The sequence below is a fragment of the Streptomyces puniciscabiei genome (assembly GCF_006715785.1).
GTDB classification, from domain to species: Bacteria; Actinomycetota; Actinomycetes; order Streptomycetales; family Streptomycetaceae; genus Streptomyces; species Streptomyces puniciscabiei.
The window spans coordinates 1,527,218-1,551,602 of sequence record NZ_VFNX01000001.1 but is presented as its reverse complement, the minus strand read 5'-3'; the positions used below and the strand labels follow the sequence as shown (position 1 = coordinate 1,551,602).

The following is a 24,385-nucleotide window of genomic DNA, read 5'->3' as shown; positions in this document are numbered from 1 at the left end:
GAGCCGCGCGTGAGGCACGTACAAGGACGCGCGCGGCGCGCGAGGGCCGCGCTGGCCGCCGTACTGACGTCGGCGGCACTGCTGGCAGGGTGCTCCTTCGGGGGCGTGGGACCGCTCGGGCTGGACGGGGCCCCGGGCAGACCCCCGGCACCCGAGGACGTCATCCACATCACCCCCGACGACGACAGCAAGGCCGTCCGCCCCGGCGAGCGGCTGCGGGTCCGGGTGCCCGACGGGCGCCTGCGGAAGGTGACCGTCGTCCGGTCGCAGGACGCGCAGGACTCCCCGGTGCCCGGGCACATCAGCGCCGACGGCCGGACCTGGCGGCCGGACCAGGACCGGCTGGCGCTCGCCGCCCAGTACACCGTCGACGTCGTGGCGCAGGACGCGGACGGCCGCCGCTCGGCCCGGCACACCACCTTCACCACGCTCGTCCCGGGCGAGCGGTTCATCGGCTACGTCACCCCCGAGAACCGCGCCGTCGTCGGCACCGGCATGATCGTCTCCATCGACTTCAGCCGGGAGATCACCGACCGGGCCGCCGTCGAACGCGCCGTCCGGGTCAGCGCACAGCCCCCCGTCGAGATCCGCCCGCACTGGTTCGGCAACAGCCGTCTCGACTTCCGCCCCGAGCAGTACTGGAAGCCCGGCACCCAGGTCACCGTCGACCTGAACCTGCGGGACGTCCAAGGAGCGCACGGCGTCTACGGATTGCAGGACAAGACCTTCGCCTTCACCATCGGCCGCAGCCAGATCTCGCTGGTCGACGCGGCCCGGCACATCATGCAGGTGCGCCGGGACGGCCGGCTGCTCGCCACCGTGCCGATCACCGCGGGTGCGCCCGAGAACCCCACGTACAACGGCCGGATGGTGGTGATGAGCATGCTGGAGGTCACCCGTATGAACAGCCGCACGGTCGGCTTCGGCGGCGAGTACGACATCCCCGACGTCCCGCACGCCATGAAGCTGACCGACTCCGGCACCTTCGTGCACGGCAACTACTGGTCGCCGGACGCCCCGGGGCACGCCAACGTCAGCCATGGCTGCGTGGGTCTCAGGGACGTCAAAGGCGGCAGTTCCGCCACCCCGGCCGGCTGGTTCTTCGACCGCAGCCTCGTCGGTGACGTCATCGAGGTGGTCAACAGCCGGGAGAAGACCGTCGCCCCCGACAACGGCCTCGGCGGGTGGAACATGACCTGGCAGGAGTGGAAAGCGGGCAGCGCGGTGAAGTAACCAGGTGAGGGGTCCGGTCTCGGGCGGCGGTGCGGGCGGAAGTTGCGACGGAACGGTGACATTCGCCTGACATCCCGCTCAAAACCAGGCGGTTAATATGCGCGGACCAAGTGTGGTGGGGAGCGGGCCTGGGGCAGGCCCGGCGAGGGGAGAACAACTTGAACATGCGACCTGTAGCGGGGGCGTCGGTGGCGGGACGGCGAGGTCGTAAGGGGCTGGCGCTGATATCCGGCGCCCTGGTGCTCTCGCTCGCGGCGTGCGGCGGGGGAGGGGGCAAGGGGTCGGACGCCGGCAAGGGCAAGGACTCCAGCACCCAGCAGGGCAAGCAGCAGTCCACCGCCTCCGTCTCCATATCCCCGAAGTCCGGTGCCACCGGCGTCGACACCAGTGGCGCGCTGAAGGTGAACGTCGCGGGGGGCAAGCTGACCGAGGTCACCGTCAAGGACGCCAAGGGCCGGGCGGTCACCGGCGGCATCACCGGCGGGGGCGCGTCCTGGACGCCGTCGGCCCATCTGGCCGCCTCCACCAGGTACACGGTGCACGCGGTCGCCAAGGACTCCGAGGGCCGCGAGGCCGCCGAGGACTCCACCTTCACCACGCTGACCCCGAAGAACACCTTCCTGGGCTACTTCACCCCCGAGGACGGCTCCACCGTCGGCGTCGGCATGCCGTTCTCCGTCAACTTCACCCGGGGCATCACCCACCCCGACGCCGTCGAGAAGGCCATCAAGATCCGGACCGAACCGGCCGTCGACGTCGAGGGCCACTGGTTCGGCAACGACCGCCTGGACTTCCGCCCGGAGAAGTACTGGAAGGAAGGCACCAAGGTCACCGTCGACCTCGACCTCGACGGCGTCGAGGGCCGCAACGGCGTCTACGGCAAGCAGCACAAGACCATCGCATTCACCATCGGCCGCAACCAGGTCTCGATCGTGGACGCCAAGAAGCACACGATGAAGGTCACCCAGGACGGCAAGCTCATCAAGACCCTCCCCGCCACCACGGGCAAGCCGGGCTACGACACCTGGAACGGCCAGATGGTCATCAGCGAGAAGCTGGCCGTCACCCGCATGAACGGCGAGACGGTCGGCTACGGCGGCGAGTACGACATCAAGGACGTCCCGCACGCCATGCGCCTGACCACCTCCGGCACCTTCCTGCACGGCAACTACTGGGGTGGCGACGCCTTCGGCAACTACAACGCCAGCCACGGCTGCGTCGGTCTGCGCGACGTGCGCGGCGGCTACGACAGCTCGACCCCGGCGGCCTGGATGTTCAACCACTCCCTCATCGGCGACGTGGTGATCGTGAAGAACGCCCACGACCGCACGGTGGACCCGGCGAACGGGTTCAACGGCTGGAACATGTCGTGGGCGGACTGGACGAAGTAGGACCCGAGTGACGCAGGGGCCCGGTGCTGTGATCCACGGCACCGGGCCCATTGTCGTTAGTGGCCGTTAACCTGACCTGCATGACCGTCACTCTCGAAGTCGCCGAAGGCGTCGGAACCCTGCGTCTGGACCGTCCGCCGATGAACGCGCTGGACGTCGCCACACAGGACCGGCTGAAGGAGCTCGCCGAGGAGGCCACGCGCCGCGACGACGTGCGCGCCGTGGTGATCTACGGCGGCGAGCGGGTGTTCGCGGCCGGCGCGGACATCAAGGAAATGCAGAACATGGACCACACCGCGATGGTCCTGCGCGCCCGCGCCCTGCAGGACTCCTTCACGGCCGTGGCCCGCATCCCCAAGCCCGTCGTCGCCGCCATCACCGGCTACGCCCTCGGCGGCGGCTGCGAACTGGCCCTGTGCGCCGACTACCGCATCGCCGCCGAGAACGCCAAGCTCGGCCAGCCCGAGATCCTGCTCGGCCTGATCCCGGGCGCCGGCGGCACCCAGCGGCTGCCCCGGCTGGTGGGGCCGTCCAAGGCCAAGGACCTCATCTTCACGGGCCGTCAGGTCAGGGCCGACGAGGCCCTCGCGATCGGCCTGGTGGACCGGGTCGTCCCGGCCGCCGAGGTGTACGAGCAGGCGCACGCCTGGGCCGCGAAGCTCGCCCAGGGCCCGGCGATCGCCCTGCGCGCGGCGAAGGAGTCCGTCGACGCCGGCCTGGAGACCGACATCGACACCGGACTCACCGTCGAACGGAACTGGTTCGCGGGCCTGTTCGCCACCGAGGACCGTGAGACCGGCATGCGCAGCTTCGTGGAGGAGGGCCCCGGCAAGGCCAAGTTCCGCTGAGCGCCAGTGGTGTGAGCGTCCGGGCAACTCCCGTGGAGCGGCTCGCACTTGACGCGTCGTCTTCTCGGGGTCCCTCGATGGGGCGGTTTATGGGAGCCTTAAGGCAGCCTTAAGCCTGCTCGGTCGAGGGAGCCTGACGATTGCCCGGAAGTGAGCCGTCTTCGCAGGTCGACCGGGCCCTACCGATCAGTTACGTGCCATCGGCATATGCCATTCGATCGGTGGAGAAAGGGGGCGTGCAGGGGGCGTATTCCTTCGGAACGGCCCCCAAGGCGGCTCCGGAACGCCATCATGGGGGCATGGCGGGGCTGGAGGGCATCGAACAGCCGCGGGGACACAGCCGTGCGGCCGCGGCACGCTGGTCGCCCGCGGTCGAGGACGAACAGGCGCTCAAGGCGCTCGAACTGTTCGGCAACCCGACGGAGGCGGAGGTGCCGCTGCCGTCCCGCCCGGAGTCCGCGGCGACCGCCCGCCGGCTCGCCCAGGTCGTCGTACTGCGCACCTGGCGGCTCACCCCCAAGCTGACCGAGGACGCCGTCTTACTCGTGTCCGAGCTCGTCGGCAACGCCGTACGGCACACCGGCGCCCGGGTCTTCGGCCTCCGGATGCGCCGCCGCCCCGGCTGGATCCGGGTCGAGGTCCGCGACCCCTCGCGCGGCCTGCCCTGTCTGATGCCGGTCCAGGAGATGGACGTCAGCGGTCGCGGGCTGTTCCTCGTGGACAAGCTGTCGGACCGCTGGGGCGTGGACCTGCTGCCCAGGGGCAAGACGACGTGGTTCGAGATGCGGGTGGCCGACAGGTAACGGCGGCACGGCATCGTTCCCACGGCGACCCGAAATCGTCCTCCTTTCGGGCCAATCGGCGGTTTTCTTACCTCACGCCCCTTAAATGGTGCGGGTGACCACCACCAACCGACGCGGGGTGCTGCGCGCGGGCGCCGGGCTCGTCGTCGGCGGCGCGCTCGCCGCCGGTTGCGACACAGGCCAGGCAGCCCCACCCCACGCGTCTGCGTCCGCCGCGCCCCCCTCCTCGACCCCCTCCGCCTCCTCCACCACCCCGTCCGGCCACCGTGCGGCCGCCACCCCCCGCGCCTACCCCGGCCTGCCCGCCCAGATCACCCACGGCCCGCGCACCCGCGCCCAGGTCGCCCTCACCTTCCACGGCCAGGGCGACCCCGCCATCGCCCACTCCCTGCTCGGCACGGCCGAGCGGCTCGGTGCCCGGCTCACCGTGCTCGCCGTCGGCACCTGGCTGGACGAACACCCGGACATCGCCCGCCGGATCCTCGACGGCGGTCACGACCTCGGCAACCACACCCAGCGGCACATCGCCGTCAACGACCTGCCCGAGGCGGACGCCCGCAAGGAGATCACCGACTGCGCGGACCGGCTGAAGCGGCTCACCGGTTCCATCGGTACCTGGTTCCGCCCCTCCCGCTCGCCGACCGCCTCCCCGCTGGTCGCCCGGCTCGCCCGCGCCGCCGGCTACCCGCACGTGCTGTCGTACGACGTCGACTCGCTCGACTACACCCGCCCCGGCGCCGCCGCCGTCACCCGCAAGGTTCTCGCCGAGGCGCGGAACGGGTCGGTGGTGAGCATGCACTTCGGGTACCCGGACACGGTCGCCGCCCTGCCCGACCTCCTCCACGAACTCGACCGCCGCGGACTGCGCGCGGTCACCACCACGGAGCTGCTGAGCTGATGCGAACCACGAAAGCCGCCCGCCTGCTGGCCGCCGGTGCCGCCCTCACCGCCCTGACCCTGCTGTCCGCGTGCACCTCCGGTTCCCGCCACCACGCCGACCAGGCCCTCGCCAGCAAGGCGCCGGCCCAGCCGGGGAACGGCAAGCGGCAGATGAACGTGCTGCCCGGGATGCCCCCGGTCGAGAACCCGAAGGACCTCTACTCCGCCGACCGCCCGAACCAGCTCTCGCCGGTCGTCAGGGACTTCCCGTCCCGGGTGTACGTGCCCAACACCAACTCCAACAACGTCACCGTCATCGACCCGAAGACGTACAAGGTCATCGACACCTTCCCGGTCGGCCGCCAGCCGCAGCACGTCGTGCCGTCCTGGGACCTGAAGACGCTGTGGGTCAACAACGACCTCGGCAACAGCCTCACCCCCATCGACCCCAGGACCGGCGAGCCCGGCAAACCCGTCCCCGTGCACGACCCGTACAACCTGTACTTCACGCCCGACGGCAAGTACGCCGTCGTCATGGCCTCCAGGGACCGCCGGCTGGTCTTCCGTGACGCGCACAGCATGAAGGTCGTCAAGTCCGTGCCGGTCAGCTGCTACGGCGTCAACCACGCCGACTTCTCCCCGGACGGGCGGTACTTCATCGTCTCCTGCGAGTTCAGCGGCGAGCTCCTCAAGGTCGACACCGCGCGGATGAAGGTCGTCCGCCAGGAGAGACTGCCGTACGCGGGCGCGATGCCGCAGGACGTCAAGATCTCCCCGGACGGCAAGCTGTTCTACATCGCCGACATGGTGGCGAACGGCCTGTGGATCCTCGACGGCGACAAGTTCACCAAGCCCCGCTTCCTCTACACCGGCAAGGGCGCCCACGGCCTCTACATCAGCCGCGACTCCCGCGAGATGTACATCTCCAACCGGGGCGAGGGCACCATCTCCCTCTTCGACTTCACCAAGAACCGGCTTACCAAGAAGTGGCACCTGCCCGGCGGCGGCAGCCCCGACATGGGCGGCGTCTCCGCCGACGGCACGGTGCTGTGGCTGTCCGGCCGCTACGACTCCGAGGTGTACGCCATCGACACCCGGACCGGGAAGGAGCTGGCCCGCATCAGGGTCGGCAGCGGCCCGCACGGCCTCGCCGTCTACCCGCAGCCGGGCCGCTACTCGCTCGGGCACACCGGCATCTTCCGCTGAGCGCCGGGGAGCGGGCCCCGCGGGTCCGCTCCCTTGAGTCTCCACCCACTGGAAGGCCCAGACTCGCCGACATGACCGAAGACGGCACCGGACTCCTCACCATCGGCGAGCTGGCCCGGGCCACCGGGCTGACCGTGCGCACCATCCGCTACTGGTCCGACGAGGGCGTCCTCACCCCGGTGACCCGCTCCCCGGGCGGCTACCGGCTCTACGACAGCGCCGCCGTGGCCCGTCTGGAGCTGATCCGCACCCTGCGCGAGCTGGGGCTCGGCCTGGACGACGTACGCGGGGTGCTGGCCGGGGAGCGCACGGTCGCGGAGGTCGCGGCCACGCACGTCGCAGCCCTGGACGCGCAGATCCGGGCCCTGAAGGTGACCCGCGCGGTGCTGTCGACGGTCGCCCGACGAGGTTCGACCGCAGAGGAGACGGCACTCATGAACAAACTGGCGCGGCTGTCGGCCGCCGAAAGGCAGCGGATCGTGGACGACTTCGTGGAGGAGATCTTCCACGGGCTGGACACGGCCGACCCCTGGATCCGGGAGCGGACCCGGACCCTCGGCGTGGCCCTGCCGGACGACCCCACCCCGGCGCAGGTCGACGCCTGGGTGGAGCTGGCGGAACTGCTGCGGAACCCGGACTTCCGGGCCGCGATGCGCCGCATGATCGAGTTCAACGCCGCCGACCGCACCCCGGACACCCCGGCCGGTGCCTCGGCGATGTTCTTCAAGCGGCTGGTCGAGCTGGTGGGCGCCGCGCGGGAACGCGGTGTCACCCCGCGGTCCCCCGAGGCGGACGCCGTCCTGACCGAACTGCTCGGCGCGGACACCGACCGCACGGCCGTGCTCCGCCGTATCGACCTCGGCAACGAGGTCGCCCGCTACCGGGAGTTGGCCGCCGTGATCAAGGGCGAGCAGGAGCCCCCGAGGTTCCAGGAGGAGTTCGGCTGGGTGGTCGAGGCGTTGAAGGCCTGGCCGGGCCGTTAATCTGACCAGCGTCAGTACGCCAGCACGGCATGAGAAACACGACCAAAAGGGGCGGATCGGTGGCGGACATCGAGGAAGCACGCAAGCAGTTCCAGCGGATCGACGCGGACGGTGACGGATTCATCACCGCCGCCGAGTTCAAGTCCGCCCTGGCTCAGGCGGGTGACTGGAACGTCACGGAGACGGTCGCCGAGGCCATCATCAGGCAGCGGGACCTCAACGGCGACAAGGTCCTGTCGTTCGACGAGTTCTGGGCCTACCTGAACAAGTGACCGCTCCCCTCCCGGCAGGGAGGGAACGCCCGGCCGGGCGGCACGCGTGCGGAGTCGTCGTCCCCGGGGGACACGGCTCCGCACGCGGTGCGGCACCTGGATCGTCGTACGGCCCGTGACCGCGTTCACCTGATCGGCGCGGCGACGGAATAGCCGCCGCACCCCGGAGGTTGTCGCACGGCAGGCGCATGCACACGCATGCAACGATCCGGAGGGCCTGTCATGAAGATCGGCATCATCGGCGCGGGCAACATCGGCGGCAACCTCACCCGGCGGCTGACCGCCCTCGGTCACGAGGTGTCCGTCGCCAACTCCCGCGGCCCCGAGACGCTCAGGGAACTGGCCGAGGAGACCGGGGCGACCCCGGTCCGGGCCGAGGAGGCCGCCAAGGGCGCCGAGGTGGTGGTTGTCACCGTCCCCCTCAAGGCGGTCCCGGACCTCCCCTCCGGCCTGCTGGACGGCGCCGCCGAGGGCGCGGCCGTGATCGACACCGGCAACTACTACCCGCGCGAGCGGGACGGCCGGATCGCGGCCATCGAGGACGAGGGCCGCACCGAGAGCCGCTGGACCGAACGGCACCTCGGCCACCCGGTGGTCAAGGCGTTCAACGGCACCTACGCCCAGGACATCCTGGACCGCCCGCGCCCCGCGGGCGACCCCGAGCGCCTCGCCCTCCCGGTGGCCGGTGACGACGAGGCGGCCAAGGCGAAGGTCCGCGCCCTGATCGACGAACTCGGCTTCGACACGGTCGACGCGGGCGGCATCGACGACTCCTGGCGCCAGCAGCCCGGCACCCCGGTCTACGGCCTGCGGGCGGGCGTGGACGGAGTGAAGAAGGCCCTCGCGGCAGCCTCCCCGGAACGCCCGGCGGACTTCCGGGGCTGACCGTCCCGGCCCTACCGCGTGGCCCACTCCTTCAGCGCGGCCTTGCTGGCGAAGTTCGCCACGTCCTTGTCGTGCGGCTCGCTCGTGTACTGGTGGAACAGCCACTTCGCCTTGATGCGGGGGTGGCCCGCGGTGACGTAGTCGGCGATCCAGAGGCCGTCGCCGGCGTAGGACGTGTGGTCGGTGTTCAGCCAGAAGTCGCGGTTGCAGTACAGGACGACCCGGTGGGTGGGCCGCAGGGCCTTCACCTTCTTGATGAAGGTGTCCTTCTCCGCGTTGCTCGCGTGGGTGCCGTCGCCGGTGGTCTCCCAGTCGACGGCGAGGATGTCACCCGCCCTCGACGGGGCGGCGGTCACGAAGTGCTCGGCCTGGGCGGTGAGGTTGCCCGGCCACAGGAAGTGGTAGAAGCCGACGACCAGGCCGGCGTCGCGGGCGGTCTTCGCCTGGGCCGTGGCGTGGGGGTTGACGTACGAACGGCCCTCCGTCGCCTTGATGAAGGCGAAGGAGAGGCCGCTCGTGTCGTACGAGGACGACTGGTACGCGCTGACGTCGATGCCGCGGAGCATGTGGGGACTCCTCGAGGTGCCGGTGGGGGAAAGGAGCTGCTGGTTGAGTGATGCCCCACGATGGCACGCCCGATCCGTCCCGGACGCTGGAACGTCAGCTCCGGGTGACCACCGAACTGAGGACCGAAGCCGACTTCGCCGACCAGTCCGAGGTGATGATGCTCGCGTGGTCCTTGGCCAGCAGGGCCAGCCGGGCGGCGACTTCGGCGTCCGTGGGGTTGGTCGAGGAGATGGCCGGGGAGACGTTGGAGGCGTCGGTCATGATCGAGATGTAGTGGTTCGTGGAGTAGAACGACGTGTCGTAGCCGTTGTTGACGTACGTCGCCGCGTCGCCGTCGAAGAACACGAACCAGGGGCGGATCGAGGTGTCGGAGGTCCAGCGGGTCGACCGCGGGTCGCCGTTCGCCGCGCCCAGCACCGCCGGGAAGGCCTCGGCCCGGGAGATCTGCCCGGCCGCGTACAGGTCGCGCAGGTGGTCGCCGTACTCCTGGTCGGTCCAGTAGTGGTCGAAGGGGTTGTTCATCTCCACGGTGCCCGGGATCACCTCGAAGATGAACTTGCCCTTGAGTGAGTCCCGGGACGGCCAGGCGTTGGCCCTGGCGGCCGCGTCCAGCGTGCTGTAGGTGCCGCCCAGCAGGTCGGCCGGCCGGTAGACGCTGGCGCCGAGCTTCTGGTCGACGAGCGTGTCGAACTCGTCGGGGCCGAGCCCGGCGTTGTTGTTGAAGCCGACCTTCATCTCGATCTTGAAGACGATCGGCGGGTGGTCGGGGTGGAGCTGGTTCCAGGCCGCGATGTTGTCCAGGCAACTGCCGAAGTCCTGGTTGCGGTTCTTGCTGTACAGCTCGCCCGGGGTCTTCGCGTCCTCGCAGTTGTTGTCGTCGCCGAACGGGTTGCTGTGGCTCACCCGCCAGCGCTTGCTGATGCTGTCCGCGTAGACGTCGATCTCGAGCAGCGAGGCACCCGAGTCCAAGGCCTGGGCGAAGTACGTGTACTTGGACTTGTCGTACGCGTTGTGCGTGCCGATCGCCGTCGTCTCGGAGAACTTCGGCGTCGCCGCGTGGGCGTTGCCCGGTCCCGCCATCAGCAGAGCCGCCGCCCCCGCGAGTGCCGCCAGCCGTCTCACCGCGCCCATTTCAACTCCCCTTCGCTGTCGCCGAGTTGGCGGCAGCGTAGGGGCAAGCGGTTACTGCACGGTAGCCCCCGGAGGAACATCAGCCACTTCCCGGCCGTCGTGCGGTCCGTCGGGGGTGGCGGCTAGCATGCTAGCATGCTAGCATCAGAGCGTGGGTGATGAGGAAGTCAAGCAGTTCAACGTGTACCTGCCGATCGGACTGATCAAGCAGGTCAAGTACCGCGCCATCGAGTCGGGCATGTCGCTGTCGGCACTGGTCGCAGAGGCGCTGCGTGCCTACCTCGACGACGCCCATGGGCAGGAACAGCAGTCGACCGAGAAGGAGAGCTGACATGGCGACCGAAGGCATCGAGGCCGTGTTCCTGGAGACCCACAACTGGGGCAGGGCGGCGAAGTTCTTCCAGGCCCTCGGCTACGACCTGGAGTTCGCGACCGACCACAACTCCGGCCAGTTCCGGTGCGGCGACGGCCCGTACGTGTTCATCGCCGAGGTCCCCGAGGACCGGGAGCCGCAGACGCAGATCGTGCTGAAGGTGCCGGACGCGGACGCGTTCCGCGCCGACCCCGCCGTCGAGGTCGTCACACCGTTCGAGGACACCCACTTCGGAACCCGGCTGATGACGGTCCGCGACCCCGACGGGCGGCTGTGGAGCCTGCAGGCCCCCGCGGCGAAGTGACGGCGACCGGAGGGAGTGTCATGACCGGTGAGACCGAGGCGGTCCCGGACAACACCGCCGTGCGTTGCGCGCTGTGGCGGGCGATGCACGTCCAGGTCGATCCGCCGCCGCACGTCCTGCGGGACGAGATCGGGCTGCGGCTCGCCGATCCCGGTCCGGCCTGGCGTGACCGCCCGGACATGGACCCGGAGGCCACGCGCGGTTTCCGGGCCGCCATGGTGGCCCGTGCCCGGTTCGTCGAGGACCTGGTGGTCGAGCAGGCGGACCGGGGCGTCGGACAGTACGTCCTCCTCGGCGCCGGCCTGGACACCTTCGCCCAGCGCAGGCCGGACACCGCGTCCGGGGTGCACGTCTTCGAGATCGACCAGCCGGCCACCCAGAACTGGAAGCGCCGGCGCCTCGCCGAACTCGGCTACGGCATCCCCGACCGGCTGCACCTGGTGCCGGTGGACTTCGAGACGGACGCCGGTTCCTGGCCGGACCGCCTCACCGAGGCCGGCTTCGATCCCGGCCGCCCGGCGGTCGTCGCCTCCATCGGCGTCACCATGTACCTCACCAAGGCGGCCACGGCGGCCACCCTGCGCCGGATCGCCCGGCTGGCACCCGGCTCGACGCTCGTCCTGACCTTCCTGCTGCCGGCAGACCTCGTGGACGAGCGTGACCGCGCCGGCCTCAGGGCGAGCGAGGCGGGCGCCCGCGCATCCGGCACGCCGTTCCTCAGCTTCTACACCCCGGACGAGATGCTCGCCATGGCCCGCGAGGCCGGCTTCCGGGACGTACGGCACGTCCCGGGCAGCTCACTGGCCGGACGCTACTTCTCGGGCCGCCGCGACGGCCTGCGCCCGTCGACCGGGGAGGACCTGCTGCTGGCCCGCACCTGACACCGTCAGCACTCGATGATGTTCACCGCGAGCCCGCCGCGCGCCGTCTCCTTGTACTTCACGGACATGTCCGCGCCGGTGTCCTTCATGGTCTTGATGACCTTGTCCAGGGACACCTTGTGGGAGCCGTCGCCGCGCATGGCCATCCTGGCGGCGGTCACGGCCTTCACCGCGGCCATGCCGTTGCGCTCGATGCACGGGATCTGCACCAGGCCGCCGACCGGGTCGCAGGTCAGGCCGAGGTTGTGCTCCATGCCGATCTCGGCCGCGTTCTCCACCTGCTCCGGTGAGCCGCCGAGCACCTCGGCCAACGCGCCCGCGGCCATCGAGCAGGCGGAGCCGACCTCGCCCTGGCAGCCGACCTCGGCGCCGGAGATGGAGGCGTTCTCCTTGAAGAGCATGCCGATCGCGCCCGCCGCCAGCAGAAACCTCACCACGCCGTCCTCGTCGGCGCCGGGGACGAAGTTGATGTAGTAGTGCAGGACGGCGGGGATGATGCCCGCCGCGCCGTTCGTGGGGGCGGTCACCACACGCCCGCCGGCCGCGTTCTCCTCGTTCACGGCCATCGCGTAGAGCGTGATCCACTCCATGGCGTGGGCCAGCGCGTCGCCCTCGGCGCGCAGCTGGCGGGCGGAGACGGCCGCGCGGCGCCGTACCTTCAGGCCGCCGGGCAGGATGCCCTCGCGCGACATGCCGCGCTGCACGCACTCGCGCATCACCCGCCAGATCTCCAGCAGGCCGGCGCGGATCTCCTCCTCCGTGCGCCAGGCCCGCTCGTTCTCCAGCATCAGGGAGGAGATCGACAGGCCCGTCTCCTTCGTCAGGCGGAGCAGCTCGTCGCCCGTGCGGAAGGGGTACTTCAGGACCGTGTCGTCCAGCTTGATCCGGTCCGCGCCGACCGCCTCCTCGTCCACCACGAAGCCGCCGCCGACCGAGTAGTACGTCTTCGACAGCAACTCCTCACCGGAAGAGTCGTACGCCCATATCGTCATGCCGTTGGCGTGGTACGGCAGGGCCTTGCGGCGGTGCAGGACCAGGTCGTCGTCGAAGGAGAACGGGATCTCGTGCTCGCCGAGGAGCCGGATCCGGCCCGCCGTCTTGATCGACTCCACCCGCTCGTCGGCGGTCTCCACGTCCACCGTGCGCGGGGAGGCGCCCTCCAGACCGAGCAGGACCGCCTTCGGGGTGCCGTGGCCGTGGCCGGTCGCGCCGAGGGAGCCGTACAGCTCGCAGCGCACGGAGGCGACCGAGGCCAGCAGGTCTTCATTGCGCAGCCGCAAGGCGAACATCCGCGCCGCGCGCATCGGGCCGACCGTGTGGGAGCTGGACGGGCCGATGCCGATCGAGAACAGGTCGAAGACCGAGATGGCCACGGGAACTCCTCAAGACGGGTGAAGCAGGGGTGGTACAGGGGGTGCGGGCACCGCGCACGCCTTCCGGTCTCCAGTGTGCGCGGTGCCCCGCAAAAGGTGACTTACTTGTTCAGACCCGGGTACAGCGGGTGCTTGTCGGCGAGCGCCTTCACGCGCGCCTTGAGGGCCCCGGCATCGGCCGCCCCGAAGGGAGAAGGCGCCTTCAGCGCCTCGGCGATCACGTCCGCGACCTCGGCGAAGTCCTCGGCCGTGAAGCCGCGGGTGGCGAGGGCGGGCGTGCCGATCCGCAGACCCGAGGTGACCATCGGGGGCCGCGGGTCGTTCGGGACCGCGTTGCGGTTGACCGTGATGCCGACCTCGTGGAGCCGGTCCTCGGCCTGCTGTCCGTCCAGCTCGGACTCGCGCAGGTCGACGAGGATCAGGTGCACGTCCGTGCCGCCGGACAGCACGTTCACCCCGGCCTCACGGGCGTCCGCCGCCGTCAGGCGCTCGGCGAGGATGCGGGCGCCCTCCACGGTACGACGCTGGCGCTCCTTGAACTCCTCCGAGGCCGCGACCTTGAAGGAGACCGCCTTCGCCGCGATCACGTGCTCCAGGGGACCGCCCTGGAAGCCGGGGAAGACGGAGGAGTTCAGCTTCTTCGCGAAGTCCTTGCTGCGGGCCAGGATGATGCCGCCGCGCGGACCGCCGAGCGTCTTGTGCGTGGTGGAGGTCACCACGTCGGCGTACGGCACGGGGTTGGCGTGCAGACCGGCCGCGACCAGGCCCGCGAAGTGCGCCATGTCGACCCACAGGTAGGCGCCGGCCTCGTCGGCGATCCGGCGGAACTCCGCGAAGTCCAGCTCGCGCGGGTACGCCGACCAGCCCGCGATGATCACCTTCGGGCGGTGCTCCTTGGCCAGCCGCTCGACCTCGGCCATGTCGACCAGGCCGGTTGCGGCGTCCACGTGGTACGCGACCACGTTGAACTGCTTGCCGGAGAAGTTCAGGCGCATGCCGTGGGTCAGGTGGCCACCGTGCGCGAGGTCCAGGCCGAGGATGGTGTCCCCGGGCTGGGCGAGCGCGAACAGGGCCGCCTGGTTGGCGGAGGCGCCGGAGTGGGGCTGGACGTTGGCGTACTCGGCGCCGAACAGCTCCTTGACCCGGTCGATGGCGATCTGCTCGGCGACGTCGACGTGCTCGCAGCCGCCGTAGTAGCGGCGGCCCGGGTAGCCCTCGGCGTACTTGTTGGTGAGGACGGAGCCCTGCGCCTCCATCACCGCGAGCGGCGCGAAGTTCTCGGAGGCGATCATCTCCAGCGTGGACTGCTGGCGGCCGAGCTCGGCGTCGACCGCGGCGGCGATCTCCGGGTCCAGCTCGTGCAGGGACGTGTTCAGGACGGTCATACGGCCACGACTCCTCAGCCGGCGTTCTGGGCGGTGTACTCGTCGGCGGAGAGCAGGTCGGCCGGCTCCTCCGTGACGCGCACCTTGAACAGCCAGCCGCCCTCGAAGGGGGCCGAGTTCACCAGCGACGGGTCGTTGACGACGTCCTCGTTGATCTCGGTGATCTCACCGCTGACCGGCGAGTACAGGTCGGAGACCGACTTGGTCGACTCCAGCTCGCCGCAGGTCTCGCCCGCGGTCACCGTGGAGCCGACCTCGGGGAGCTGGGCGTAGACGACATCGCCGAGCGCGTTGGCCGCGAACTCGGTGATGCCGACCGTCGACACGCCGTCCTCGGCGGGCGACAGCCACTCGTGCTCCTTGCTGTAGCGCAGCTGCTGGGGGTTGCTCATGGCCTGAATTCTCCTGTACGCGCGGGAGTACTGATGACAGGGGGACTGCTGAAGCCGCTGCTGAGCAGCGGAAACGTGCGCGGGGTCACACGGGGACCTCGCCCAGTGTCTACTTCTGGCGCTTGTAGAAGGGCAGAGCCACGACCTCGTACGGCTCGTGGCTGCCCCGGATGTCCACGCCGACGCCCTCGGTGCCCGGCGCGGCGTGCGCCGCGTCGACGTAGGCCATGGCGATCGGCTTGCCCAGGGTGGGGGAGGGGGCGCCGGAGGTGACCTCGCCGATCACCTCGCCGCCGGCGACGACGGCGTACCCGGCGCGCGGCACCCGGCGGCCCTCGGCGACCAGACCGACGAGCACCCGCGGCGGGTTCTCCTGGGCCTTGGCGGCGGCCTCCTGGAGCGCCTCGCGCCCCACGAAGTCGCCCTCCTTGTCGAACTTCACCACCCGGCCGAGCCCGGCGTCGAAGGGGGTGAGCGCGGTGGTCAGCTCGTGCCCGTACAGCGGCATGCCCGCCTCCAGGCGCAGGGTGTCCCGGCAGGACAGGCCGCACGGGACCAGGCCGACGCCCTCGCCGGCCCTGGTCAGCGCCTGCCACAGCTCGACCGCGTGCTCGGGCCTCACGAACAGCTCGAAGCCGTCCTCGCCGGTGTATCCGGTGCGGGCGATCAGGGCCGGGACGCCGGCGACCGTGCCGGGCAGGCCGGCGTAGTACTTCAGGCCGTCGAGGTCGGCGTCGGTGAGGGACTTCAGGATGCCGGGGGACTCCGGCCCCTGGACGGCGATCAGCGCGTACGCGTCCCGGTCGTCGCGCACCTCGGCGTCGAAGCCGGCGGAACGCTCGACGAGGGCGTCCAGCACCACCTGGGCGTTGGAGGCGTTGGCGACGACCAGGTACTCGGTCTCGGCGAGCCGGTAGACGATCAGGTCGTCCAGGATGCCGCCGTCCGCCCGGCAGATCATGGTGTAGCGGGCGCGGCCGACGCCGACGGAGGCGATGTTGCCGACCAGGGCGTGGTTGAGGAACGCGGCCGCCGCGTCGCCGGTCACGGTGATCTCGCCCATGTGGGAGAGGTCGAAGAGACCCGCCTTCGTCCGCACGGCGATGTGCTCGTCGCGCTCGGAGCCGTAGCGCAGCGGCATGTCCCAGCCGGCGAAGTCGGTCATCGTCGCACCGAGCGCGCGATGCAGTGCATCCAGCGCGGTGTGACGGAGTTCGGTACTGCTCATCGGTCGGTCGTCTCCCAGGGAATGACAGGCGAGGAACGTTCCTCCCCATCTGTCATCGGAACCTGAGAGGTTCGCCAGGACCGCCACGGGGGCGATCACGGCTTGCACCTTGGGTGGAGCCACTGTCGCAGCGGCCCGCTTTTCAGATGTGCCTCGCCCGCGCGGTAACGGGGCCTGAGAGATTCAAGGGAGGGACTTGCTCCTTCGGCGTCCCAGCGAAGACTGCTGGGAACTCTCCCGCGCGGATTCAAGCGGCCGGTATGCAGTTGGCGGCCACATCATTGCACGGCGAGCGGGCTTTTGTAACCGACCTGTGGCAGGACGCGGACCCCGCCACCGACACCGTCCATTACCTTCTCTTTACGTATCGCGGGAATGAAGATTGCCGAGCAGACAGGGGAGGACGATCACGGTGAACAGGACCCCGGTGTACGCCACCGTCACGACCGGCATCGCGGTGCCGAGGCAGCGCCCCGCCCCGCTCCCGGTCGTCCGCGACCTGCGCGAGCGCGCCGGCCGCGGCCCGCGCGCCCTGGTCTTCGGCCCCCGCGACCTGGTCGTGATCACCGGTCTGCCCGGCAGCGGCAAGTCCACCCTGATGCGGCGCGCGGTCCCGGGCGGCCGTATCGACTCCCAGGACACCCGGGACCGCTGGGACGCCCGCGCCCCCCGATTCCTGCCCTACGCCTGCTACCGGCCGCTGGTCCGCCTCGCCCACTACGCCGGCCTGCGCCGCGCGCTGCGCACCGGGGAGGGCGTCGTCGTGCACGACTGCGGCACCCAGCCCTGGGTGCGCGCCTGGCTCGCCCGCGAGGCACGGCGCCGCGGCGGCACCCTCCACCTGCTCCTGCTCGACGTCACCCCCAAGGCCGCCCGCGAGGGCCAGCACGAGCGCGGCCGGGCCGTCTCCTCCTACGCCTTCCGCCGCCACCGCCGTACGACCGCCCGGCTGCTGGCCGCGGTCGAACGGAGCGAGCTGCCCGCGGGCTGCGGCTCGGCGATCCTGCTGGACCGCCCGGCGGCGGACGCCCTGCACCGGATCGGGTTCACGGGGTCGGACACTGTCACAGCCACCCGATAGCCTTCATGGTCACAGCAGTGGTTCCCAGCAGGCGGTAGGCAGATGGACTTCCCGGCGGACCTTCCCGCGGACTTCCCGGCACAGGCGCACCCCCAGCCGCACGGCGGCTGGCCCGGCAACGAGCTGGAGGAGGTGCTCTCGGCCTCCCTCGGCATACCCGCAGCGGCCGGCCGGATCATCGAGGTGCTGGGCCGGAGCCTGCTGTGGATCCCGCTGCCCAACGGCGGCGGCCCGGACAGCGGCCCGCTCGACCTGCCCACCCTGGACATCGGGGGCCAGGTGTACGTCCCGGTGTTCAGCTCCGAGGAGCAGCTGCGCCAGGCGGCCGGCTCCCACATGGCGTACACCATCGCCCCGGCCGTGGATTTCGCCCGCGGACTGCCCCCGCAGGTCGGCATCGCGGTGAACCCCGACGCGCTGGTCGGCATCCCGCTCCCGCCCGCGGCGGTGGCCGAGCTGTGCCGGGCCGGCCGTACCCCGCTGGACGGCCCGAACACCGGCGCCCGGGTCCGCCTCTTCGAGCCCGACTGGCAGGAGGACCCGATCGACTTCCTCGCCGCCGCGTCCGCCGAGTTCGCCGAGACCGGCGTGGTCCTCACCGCCCGCCGCTGCCTGGCCGCCATAGAGACGGACGACCCGGTCATGTTCGTCGGCGTCGAACTCTCCCAGTGGGAGGGCGACCTGCGCGCCGTCCCCATGCAGGCCCTCGGCAGGGCCCTCGGCAAAGTCCCGGTCAAGTGGCCGGTCAACCTGGTCCTGCTGGACGTGACGGACGACCCGGTGGCCGAATGGCTGAGGTCGAACGTGCGGCCGTTCCATCAGTACGGTCACTGATCAGCAGGCCGGAGGGCGGCGGACCTGAGGGGCGCGGGGAACCGCGCGACCAACCACGGACGACCCGCACCCGCGCACGAACAGAAGGCCCCGAGCCACTGGGCGCTTAAGCTGTCTCCAAAACGCGGGGCACGAAAAAGAGAAGGGCACGACAGGTGAGCGCCAGCCACAGCGGCAGCGTCGGCGTCGGCGTCGAACACACGCTGCGCCAGGTCACCCCCGGCCGCTACGACGCCTACGAGGCCCTGCTCCGCGCCCTCGCCACCCCCTCCTCCGGCCAGATCTGGATGCTCCTGTGGCACGGCCAGGCCGGGTCCCCGGACGCCCAGTACGGGAACATGGAGATCGACGGCTTCCACTACGCCCCCTGCGTCACCTCCGCCCAGGAGCTCTCGGCCAGCGGCTGGAACCGGTCGTACGAGGTCGTCGACGGGCTCGACGTGGCCCGCACCCTCTACCCCGACCACTACGGCCTCTGGCTCAACCCGCACGCCCCCGGCGGCGGTGTCGGCATCCCCTGGCTGGACCTGCGCCGCATCGCCACCGGCCTGGACCGCCAGCCGGCGGGCCCCCTCCGGCTGACCGAACCCGGCATCGAGATCCCGCAGTTCTACGCCCTCCTCGCGCAGAACGCCCACCGCACCCCGGCCCTGCGCTCGCTGCGCCGCGCCTGGGTGCAGCCGGCGCTCGGCGCGCCGTACCTGGCCATCGGCCTGGACGTGTACGACACCTCCCCGGCCGCGGTCGACTCGGTGCGCGCGATGATGCAGCAGTCCGTCGGCGCGGTCCCGGAGGGACTGCCGGTGTCCACGGTCGCGATGACCGACGACTACGACCCGGTCGTGATGTGGATGCGGGCCAACGCCCGCCCCTTCTACGACCGCGAGGCCCACGCGGCGGCGCCCCAGCCGCAACTACAGGTGGCCCCCCAGCCTCAGGCCCCGGCCGCCGGCTACGGCTATCCACCGGTGCACGGCGGCTACTGACCTGGGCATATCGCCCGTAAAAGACTCCGGCGCACCCGTATGTCCGGCCCGGCCCCGTCCGTTCGCCGCGACTTCCTGTCCGCATAACAGGAAACGCCTGCTTGCATCACGGTTGCGCATCCATTCCCCGCCAAGGCTGGCGGCTGATCGCGCCAGCGTTGAAGACTCCCCCTTCAAGGGGTTCGCCCCTATGTACGACGGACTGTTTTGACGCCGCTACCAGCGGCAAGTGCGGGCCGGCTACCGCCGGTTGAGAGGGGTCCCAGCCTAATGACGGCACCATTGCACGAGCCGACCGCGGAAGCGGCCCCGGGTGCGGCCGAGGAAGCGGCGGTCGCGGCCACCGACGCGAAGGCCGTTCAGGGCCGGTCCCTGGGACGGATCGCCTGGGAACGCCTCAAACGGGACAAACTCGCCCTCGCGGGCGGCGTAGTCGTGCTTCTCCTCATCGTGATCGCCCTGCTCGCGCCGGTGATCACGAACCTCCTCGGTCAGGACCCGGACGTCTACCACCAGGACCTGATCGACCCGCTGTTCAGCACCCCCAAGGGCTCGCTGGGCGGCATGAGCGGCGACCACCTGCTCGGCGTCGAGCCGGTCAACGGCCGCGACATCTTCGCCCGCATCCTCTACGGAGCCCAGATCTCGCTGCTCGTCGGCTTCCTGTCGGCCGTGGTGGCCGTCATCCTGGGCACCGTCCTCGGCATCCTGGCGGGCTTCTTCGGCGGCTGGGTGGACTCCCTCATCAGCCGGATCATGGACGGTCTGCTCGCCTTCCCGCAGCTGCTGTTCATCATCGCGCTGGTCTCCGTCATGCCCAACCAGATGCTGGGGCTCACCGGCACGGGCGTGCGCATCTTCGTGATGATCCTGGTCATCGGCTTCTTCGGCTGGCCGTACATCGGCCGTGTGGTGCGCGGCCAGACGCTCAGCCTGCGCGAACGCGAGTACGTAGAGGCGGCCCGCTCGCTCGGTGCGGGGCGGTTCTACATCCTCTTCAAGGAACTGCTGCCCAACCTCGTCGCGCCCATCATCGTGTACACGACGATGATGATCCCCACGAACATCCTCACCGAGGCGGCACTCAGCTTCCTGGGCGTGGGCGTCAAGCCGCCCACGGCCTCCTGGGGGCAGATGCTCTCGAACGCGATCGACTACTACGACTCGGACCCGATGTACATGGTGATCCCGGGCGTGGCGATCTTCATCACGGTTCTTGCCTTCAACCTCTTCGGCGACGGCGTGCGGGACGCGCTCGACCCGAAGGGTTCCCGCTGAGGCCGAAGTGCCGTACACCAAGCGTCCCGTGAGCTCTCCCACGGGGTCTCTCATCAAATCCGGAGGATCCGAGATCGTGACTACCCAACGCACCTCAGGGCGGCGCAAGCAGGCCCTCGCCGCTGCCGCAGTGGTCGCCGGCCTGCTGACCACGGCGGCGTGCGGCGGTGGCAACGGCGGCGGCTCGAAGAACGGCGCGGCCGGCTTCGACGCGGCGAACAACAAGGTCGCCCAGGCCGATCTGGTCAAGAAGGGCGGCACGCTGAAGTTCGTGAGCACGCAGGACGCCGACTCGTGGGACACCACGCGCGGTTACTACGGGTTCATGTGGGACTTCGCCCGCTACTACAGCCGTCAGCTGATCACCTACAAGACCGCGCCCGGTGCCGAGGGTGCCCAGCTCACCCCCGACCTCGCCACCGACATGGGCCAGGTCTCGGACGGCGGCAAGACCTACACCTTCCACCTGCGCGACGGCGCCACGTGGGAGGACGGCAAGCCGATCACCTCGCAGGACATCAAGTACGGCATCGAGCGCTCCTGGGCCCAGGACGTCCTCTCCGGCGGTCCGATCTACCTCCAGCAGATGCTGGACCCGAACAACACCTACAAGGGTCCGTACAAGGACGGCGCGAAGGACCACCTGGGCCTGAAGGCGGTCGAGACGCCGGACGCCAAGACGATCGTCTTCCACCTGCCGAAGCCCAACTCGGACTTCCTGCAGGTGCTGGCGATGGTCGCGGCCTCCCCGGTCCGCCAGGACATGGACACCAAGTCCAAGTACGGCCTGCACCCGTTCTCCTCGGGGCCGTACAAGTTCCAGGCCTACAGCCCGGGCAAGAGCCTGGTCCTGGTCCGCAACACCAACTGGAAGGCGTCCTCGGACCCGGTCCGCAAGGCGTACCCGGACAAGATCACGCTGGACATCTCGACCAACCAGGCGGACGCGGACCAGCGCCTGATCAACGGCGACTACGACATCGACGCCTCCCAGACCGGCCTGGGCCCGCAGGCCCGCCAGATCGCCCTCAAGCAGCACAAGGACAACCTGGACAACCCGGTCTCCGGCTTCATCCGCTACGCGACCTTCCCGCAGAGCGTCAAGCCGTTCGACAACATCCACTGCCGCAAGGCCGTGATCTACGCCGCCGACCACGTCTCGCTGCAGACCGCCCGCGGTGGCCCCATCGCCGGTGGTGACATCGGCACCAACATACTGCCGCCGTCGGTCTCCGGTGGTGAGGGCCAGAAGTACGACCCGTACCAGATCGCCGGTGCCAACAAGAACGGCAACGTGAACCTGGCCAAGCAGGAGCTCAAGGCCTGCGGCAAGCCGAACGGCTTCTCCACCACCATCGCCGTCCGCAACAACAAGGCGCAGGAGGTGGCCACCTCCGAGTCCCTGCAGGCCGCGCTGAAGAAGGTCGGCATCAACGCCGACATCTACCAGTACGACGGCTCGCAGATCGCCGGCATCATCGGCAGCCCCTCGAACGTCGCGAAGAAGAAGCTCGGCATCATCATCATGGGCTGGGGTCCGGACTTCCCGACCGTCCAGGGCTACGGCATCCCGCTGTGGGACAGCAAGTACATCCTGCAGAGCGGTAACAACAACTACGCCCTGATCAAGGACAAGACGATCGACGGCCTGTTCGACCAGTACACCACCACGCTGGACGAGTCGAAGAAGGCCCAGATCTCCACCGAGATCAACCACAAGGTCATGGAGGGCGCGTACTACCTGCCCTTCGTCTTCGAGAAGTTCCTCAACTTCCGCTCCTCGCGTGTGGGCAACGTGTACACGACGAACGCGTACAGCGGCTACTACGACTTCGTCAACCTCGGCCTGAAGTCCACGAAGTAAACCCGGCACACCCGCCGTACGGCACGAAAGGCAGGTGAAGGCCGGCGCGGCGAGCCGCGGGCCCACGGAAGACCTCCGAGGGCCCGCGGTCCGCGGCGGGCCGTTAGCTGTGCTCGCTTACCTCATCAGGCGGCTGTTCGCCGCCGCAGTGATGCTGGTCGTCATCGTCCTGGTGGTCTTCAGCATCTTCTTCCTCGTCCCCAAGTGGGCGGGCGTCGACATCGCCACGAGCTTCGTGGGCAAGCAGGCAGACCCGCACGCCGTCGAGGCGGTGCGCGAGAAGCTGGGTCTGGGCGACCCGGTCTACTCACAGGTCTGGCACTTCTTCAAGGGCATCTTCGTGGGCCGCACCTACGCGGCCGGCGGTGACGTCACCCACTGTGCCGCGCCGTGCTTCGGCTACTCCTTCCGCAGTGAGCAGGCCGTCTGGCCGGTGCTGACCGACCGCTTCCCGGTGACCCTGGGACTCGCAATCGGCGCAGCCGTGCTGTGGCTCATCTTCGGTGTCGCGGCGGGTGTGCTCTCCGCCCTCAAGCGGGGCAGCATCTGGGACCGCAGTGCGATGGTCGTCGCCCTCAGCGGCGTCTCGCTGCCGATCTACTTCACCGGCCTGCTCTCGCTGGCGATCTTCAGCTACGGACTGAACTGGATCAACGGTCAGTACGTCTCGATCAGCGACAGCTTCACCGGCTGGCTCGGCGGCATGATCCTTCCCTGGATCACCCTCGCCTTCCTGTACGCGGCGATGTACGCCCGGATCACCCGGGCCACCATGCTGGAGATCCTCGGCGAGGACTACATCCGCACCGCCCGCGCCAAGGGTCTGAAGGAGCAGGTCGTCATCGGCAAGCACGCCATGCGCTCCACGATGACGCCCATCCTGACCATGCTCGGCATGGACCTCGGCGCCCTCATCGGCGGTGCCATCCTGACCGAGACCACGTTCAGCATCCCCGGCCTCGGCCAGGCCGTGCTGACCGCCATCAAGAACCAGGATCTGCCCATCATCCTGGGCGTCACCCTGATCACTTCCCTCGCGGTGCTGATCGCCAACCTCGTGGTGGACATCCTGTACGCCGTGATCGACCCCCGAGTGAGGCTCGCATGACCGAACTGAGCAAGACCGGAGCGGCCGTGGGCGAGCCCACGGCGTCCTCGCCCGCGCCGACCTCCTTCCTGGAAGTGCGCGACCTGAAGGTGCACTTCCCGACCGACGACGGTCTGGTGAAGTCCGTCGACGGGCTCAGCTTCCAGCTGGAGAAGGGCAAGACCCTCGGCATCGTGGGCGAGTCGGGCTCCGGCAAGTCCGTGACCTCGCTCGGCATCATGGGCCTGCACACCGCCGGCCAGTACGGCAAGCGCAAGGCGCAGATCTCCGGCGAGATCTGGCTGAACGGCACCGAGCTGTTGTCCGCCGACCCCGACCACGTGCGCAAGATGCGCGGCCGGGAGATGGCGATGATCTTCCAGGACCCGCTGTCGGCGCTGCACCCGTACTACACGATCGGGCAGCAGATCGTGGAGGCGTACCGGATCCACCACGACGTCGACAAGAAGACCGCCCGCAAGCGGGCGGTCGAGATGCTCGACCGCGTGGGCATCCCCCAGCCGGACAAGCGGGTCGACAACTATCCGCACGAGTTCTCCGGCGGTATGCGCCAGCGCGCCATGATCGCCATGTCGCTGGTGAACAACCCCGAACTGCTCATCGCGGACGAGCCGACCACCGCGCTCGACGTGACGGTCCAGGCGCAGATCCTCGACCTGATCCGCGATCTGCAGAAGGAGTTCGGCTCCGCGGTCATCATCATCACCCACGACCTGGGCGTCGTCGCCGAACTCGCCGACAACATCCTGGTCATGTACGGCGGCCGCTGCGTCGAGCGCGGCCCGGCGGAGAAGGTGTTCTACGAGCCCCGCCACCCCTACACCTGGGGTCTGCTCGGCTCGATGCCGCGCCTGGACCGCGACCAGCAGGAGCGCCTGATCCCGGTGAAGGGCTCCCCGCCCTCGCTGATCAACATCCCGTCCGGCTGCGCCTTCAACCCGCGCTGCCCGTACGCCGACATCCCGAAGGACAACCTGACCCGCACGGTCCGCCCGGAGCTGACCGAGGTCGGCAGCGAGCACTGGGCCGCCTGCCACATGTCGCGGGAGCAGCGGGAACGGATCTGGACCGAAGAGATTGCGCCGAAGCTGTGAGTGAGA

At 69.8% G+C, this 24,385-nt stretch carries 25 protein-coding genes and 2 riboswitches; of the genes, 19 read left to right on the top strand and 6 right to left on the bottom strand.

Annotated elements, in window-relative coordinates; genetic code table 11:
• Nucleotides 1–9 precede the first annotated feature (9 nt).
• The 9 genes from FB563_RS06910 to FB563_RS06870 all read left to right on the top strand — a co-directional run bounded on the left by FB563_RS06910 (nt 10) and on the right by FB563_RS06870 (nt 8,500).
• The gene (locus tag FB563_RS06910) at nt 10–1,233 is read left to right on the top strand and encodes a L,D-transpeptidase (protein ID WP_079049138.1); all 1,224 of its coding nucleotides are present in this window, start codon (nt 10–12) and stop codon (nt 1,231–1,233) included.
• A gap of 164 nt (nt 1,234–1,397) precedes the next feature.
• Nucleotides 1,398–2,624: a L,D-transpeptidase gene (locus FB563_RS06905; RefSeq protein WP_199833056.1), complete on the top strand. Its 1,227-nt coding sequence runs from the start codon at nt 1,398–1,400 to the stop codon at nt 2,622–2,624.
• 80 nt (nt 2,625–2,704) lie between these two features.
• Entirely contained in the window at nt 2,705–3,472 is a 768-nt protein-coding gene (locus tag FB563_RS06900) for an enoyl-CoA hydratase/isomerase family protein (RefSeq protein ID WP_055710476.1), read from the top strand.
• A 299-nt stretch (nt 3,473–3,771) separates the two neighbouring features.
• Complete coding sequence (locus tag FB563_RS06895) at nt 3,772–4,275, top strand: ATP-binding protein (RefSeq protein WP_055710475.1); 504 nt, start codon at nt 3,772–3,774, stop codon at nt 4,273–4,275.
• Between the two features lie 85 nt (nt 4,276–4,360).
• Nucleotides 4,361–5,173 carry a polysaccharide deacetylase family protein gene (locus FB563_RS06890; RefSeq protein WP_142218539.1) on the top strand — a complete coding sequence of 271 codons (813 nt, stop codon included), beginning with the start codon at nt 4,361–4,363 and terminating at the stop codon, nt 5,171–5,173.
• Nucleotides 5,173–6,360 carry a YncE family protein gene (locus FB563_RS06885; RefSeq protein WP_142218538.1) on the top strand — a complete coding sequence of 396 codons (1,188 nt, stop codon included), beginning with the start codon at nt 5,173–5,175 and terminating at the stop codon, nt 6,358–6,360. Before FB563_RS06890 ends, FB563_RS06885 begins: the two co-directional genes overlap by 1 nt.
• Before the next feature lie 71 nt (nt 6,361–6,431).
• Nucleotides 6,432–7,343 (top strand): helix-turn-helix domain-containing protein, encoded by a 912-nt coding sequence (locus FB563_RS06880; protein WP_142218537.1) that lies wholly within the window; start codon nt 6,432–6,434, stop codon nt 7,341–7,343.
• 59 nt (nt 7,344–7,402) lie between these two features.
• Nucleotides 7,403–7,615, top strand: coding sequence for an EF-hand domain-containing protein (locus tag FB563_RS06875; protein WP_142218536.1), 213 nt, complete (start codon nt 7,403–7,405; stop codon nt 7,613–7,615).
• 222 nt (nt 7,616–7,837) lie between these two features.
• Entirely contained in the window at nt 7,838–8,500 is a 663-nt protein-coding gene (locus FB563_RS06870; RefSeq protein ID WP_142218535.1) for an NADPH-dependent F420 reductase, read from the top strand.
• Between the two features lie 11 nt (nt 8,501–8,511).
• Here the strand turns inward: FB563_RS06870 and FB563_RS06865 are convergent, their stop codons facing one another.
• Nucleotides 8,512–9,066, bottom strand: coding sequence for a glycoside hydrolase family 25 protein (locus FB563_RS06865; RefSeq protein WP_142218534.1), 555 nt, complete (start codon nt 9,064–9,066; stop codon nt 8,512–8,514).
• Nucleotides 9,067–9,160: 94 nt separating this feature from the next.
• Nucleotides 9,161–10,198 carry a phosphatidylinositol-specific phospholipase C domain-containing protein gene (locus tag FB563_RS06860; RefSeq protein WP_055704478.1) on the bottom strand — a complete coding sequence of 346 codons (1,038 nt, stop codon included), beginning with the start codon at nt 10,196–10,198 and terminating at the stop codon, nt 9,161–9,163.
• 151 nt (nt 10,199–10,349) lie between these two features.
• On the opposite strand from FB563_RS06860, the gene FB563_RS06855 reads away from it, so the two are divergent.
• Genes FB563_RS06855 through FB563_RS06845 form a run of 3 tightly spaced genes read left to right on the top strand, consistent with a single transcriptional unit; the run spans nt 10,350 to nt 11,756 of the window.
• The gene (locus FB563_RS06855; RefSeq protein WP_055704477.1) at nt 10,350–10,529 is read left to right on the top strand and encodes a ribbon-helix-helix domain-containing protein; all 180 of its coding nucleotides are present in this window, start codon (nt 10,350–10,352) and stop codon (nt 10,527–10,529) included.
• A 1-nt stretch (nt 10,530) separates the two neighbouring features.
• Entirely contained in the window at nt 10,531–10,875 is a 345-nt protein-coding gene (locus FB563_RS06850; protein WP_055704476.1) for a VOC family protein, read from the top strand.
• Nucleotides 10,876–10,895: 20 nt separating this feature from the next.
• Nucleotides 10,896–11,756, top strand: coding sequence for a class I SAM-dependent methyltransferase (locus tag FB563_RS06845; protein WP_055704475.1), 861 nt, complete (start codon nt 10,896–10,898; stop codon nt 11,754–11,756).
• Between the two features lie 5 nt (nt 11,757–11,761).
• On the opposite strand, the gene FB563_RS06840 is transcribed toward FB563_RS06845, so the two are convergent.
• The 4 genes from FB563_RS06840 to gcvT all read right to left on the bottom strand — a co-directional run bounded on the left by FB563_RS06840 (nt 11,762) and on the right by gcvT (nt 16,134).
• The gene (locus FB563_RS06840; RefSeq protein ID WP_055704474.1) at nt 11,762–13,129 is read right to left on the bottom strand and encodes an L-serine ammonia-lyase; all 1,368 of its coding nucleotides are present in this window, start codon (nt 13,127–13,129) and stop codon (nt 11,762–11,764) included.
• A 101-nt stretch (nt 13,130–13,230) separates the two neighbouring features.
• Entirely contained in the window at nt 13,231–14,514 is a 1,284-nt protein-coding gene (glyA, locus tag FB563_RS06835; RefSeq protein ID WP_055704473.1) for a serine hydroxymethyltransferase, read from the bottom strand.
• A 14-nt stretch (nt 14,515–14,528) separates the two neighbouring features.
• On the bottom strand, nt 14,529–14,906 hold the full coding sequence (gcvH, locus tag FB563_RS06830; RefSeq protein ID WP_055704472.1) for a glycine cleavage system protein GcvH: 378 nt from the start codon (nt 14,904–14,906) through the stop codon (nt 14,529–14,531).
• A gap of 109 nt (nt 14,907–15,015) precedes the next feature.
• On the bottom strand, nt 15,016–16,134 hold the full coding sequence (gene gcvT, locus FB563_RS06825; RefSeq protein ID WP_055704471.1) for a glycine cleavage system aminomethyltransferase GcvT: 1,119 nt from the start codon (nt 16,132–16,134) through the stop codon (nt 15,016–15,018).
• Nucleotides 16,135–16,173: 39 nt separating this feature from the next.
• Nucleotides 16,174–16,286: riboswitch (glycine riboswitch) on the bottom strand.
• A riboswitch (glycine riboswitch) is annotated at nt 16,287–16,384 on the bottom strand.
• Nucleotides 16,385–16,540: 156 nt separating this feature from the next.
• Between gcvT and FB563_RS06820 the strand changes: the two genes are divergently transcribed.
• The 7 genes from FB563_RS06820 to FB563_RS06790 all read left to right on the top strand — a co-directional run bounded on the left by FB563_RS06820 (nt 16,541) and on the right by FB563_RS06790 (nt 24,379).
• Nucleotides 16,541–17,215: an AAA family ATPase gene (locus FB563_RS06820; protein WP_055704480.1), complete on the top strand. Its 675-nt coding sequence runs from the start codon at nt 16,541–16,543 to the stop codon at nt 17,213–17,215.
• Nucleotides 17,216–17,257: 42 nt separating this feature from the next.
• On the top strand, nt 17,258–18,049 hold the full coding sequence (locus FB563_RS06815) for an enhanced serine sensitivity protein SseB (RefSeq protein WP_055704470.1): 792 nt from the start codon (nt 17,258–17,260) through the stop codon (nt 18,047–18,049).
• A 155-nt stretch (nt 18,050–18,204) separates the two neighbouring features.
• The gene (locus FB563_RS06810) at nt 18,205–19,035 is read left to right on the top strand and encodes an enhanced serine sensitivity protein SseB C-terminal domain-containing protein (protein ID WP_055704469.1); all 831 of its coding nucleotides are present in this window, start codon (nt 18,205–18,207) and stop codon (nt 19,033–19,035) included.
• A 270-nt stretch (nt 19,036–19,305) separates the two neighbouring features.
• The gene (locus FB563_RS06805; protein ID WP_055704468.1) at nt 19,306–20,313 is read left to right on the top strand and encodes an ABC transporter permease; all 1,008 of its coding nucleotides are present in this window, start codon (nt 19,306–19,308) and stop codon (nt 20,311–20,313) included.
• Nucleotides 20,314–20,389: 76 nt separating this feature from the next.
• A complete protein-coding gene (locus FB563_RS06800) occupies nt 20,390–22,177 on the top strand; it encodes an ABC transporter substrate-binding protein (protein ID WP_055704467.1) in 1,788 nt (595 codons plus the stop codon).
• 109 nt (nt 22,178–22,286) lie between these two features.
• Nucleotides 22,287–23,285, top strand: a complete 999-nt coding sequence (locus tag FB563_RS06795; protein ID WP_055704466.1) for an ABC transporter permease — start codon at nt 22,287–22,289, stop codon at nt 23,283–23,285.
• Entirely contained in the window at nt 23,282–24,379 is a 1,098-nt protein-coding gene (locus FB563_RS06790) for an ABC transporter ATP-binding protein (RefSeq protein ID WP_055704465.1), read from the top strand. The genes FB563_RS06795 and FB563_RS06790 overlap by 4 nt, the downstream gene beginning before the upstream one ends.
• The last annotated feature ends 6 nt before the right edge of the window (nt 24,380–24,385 follow it).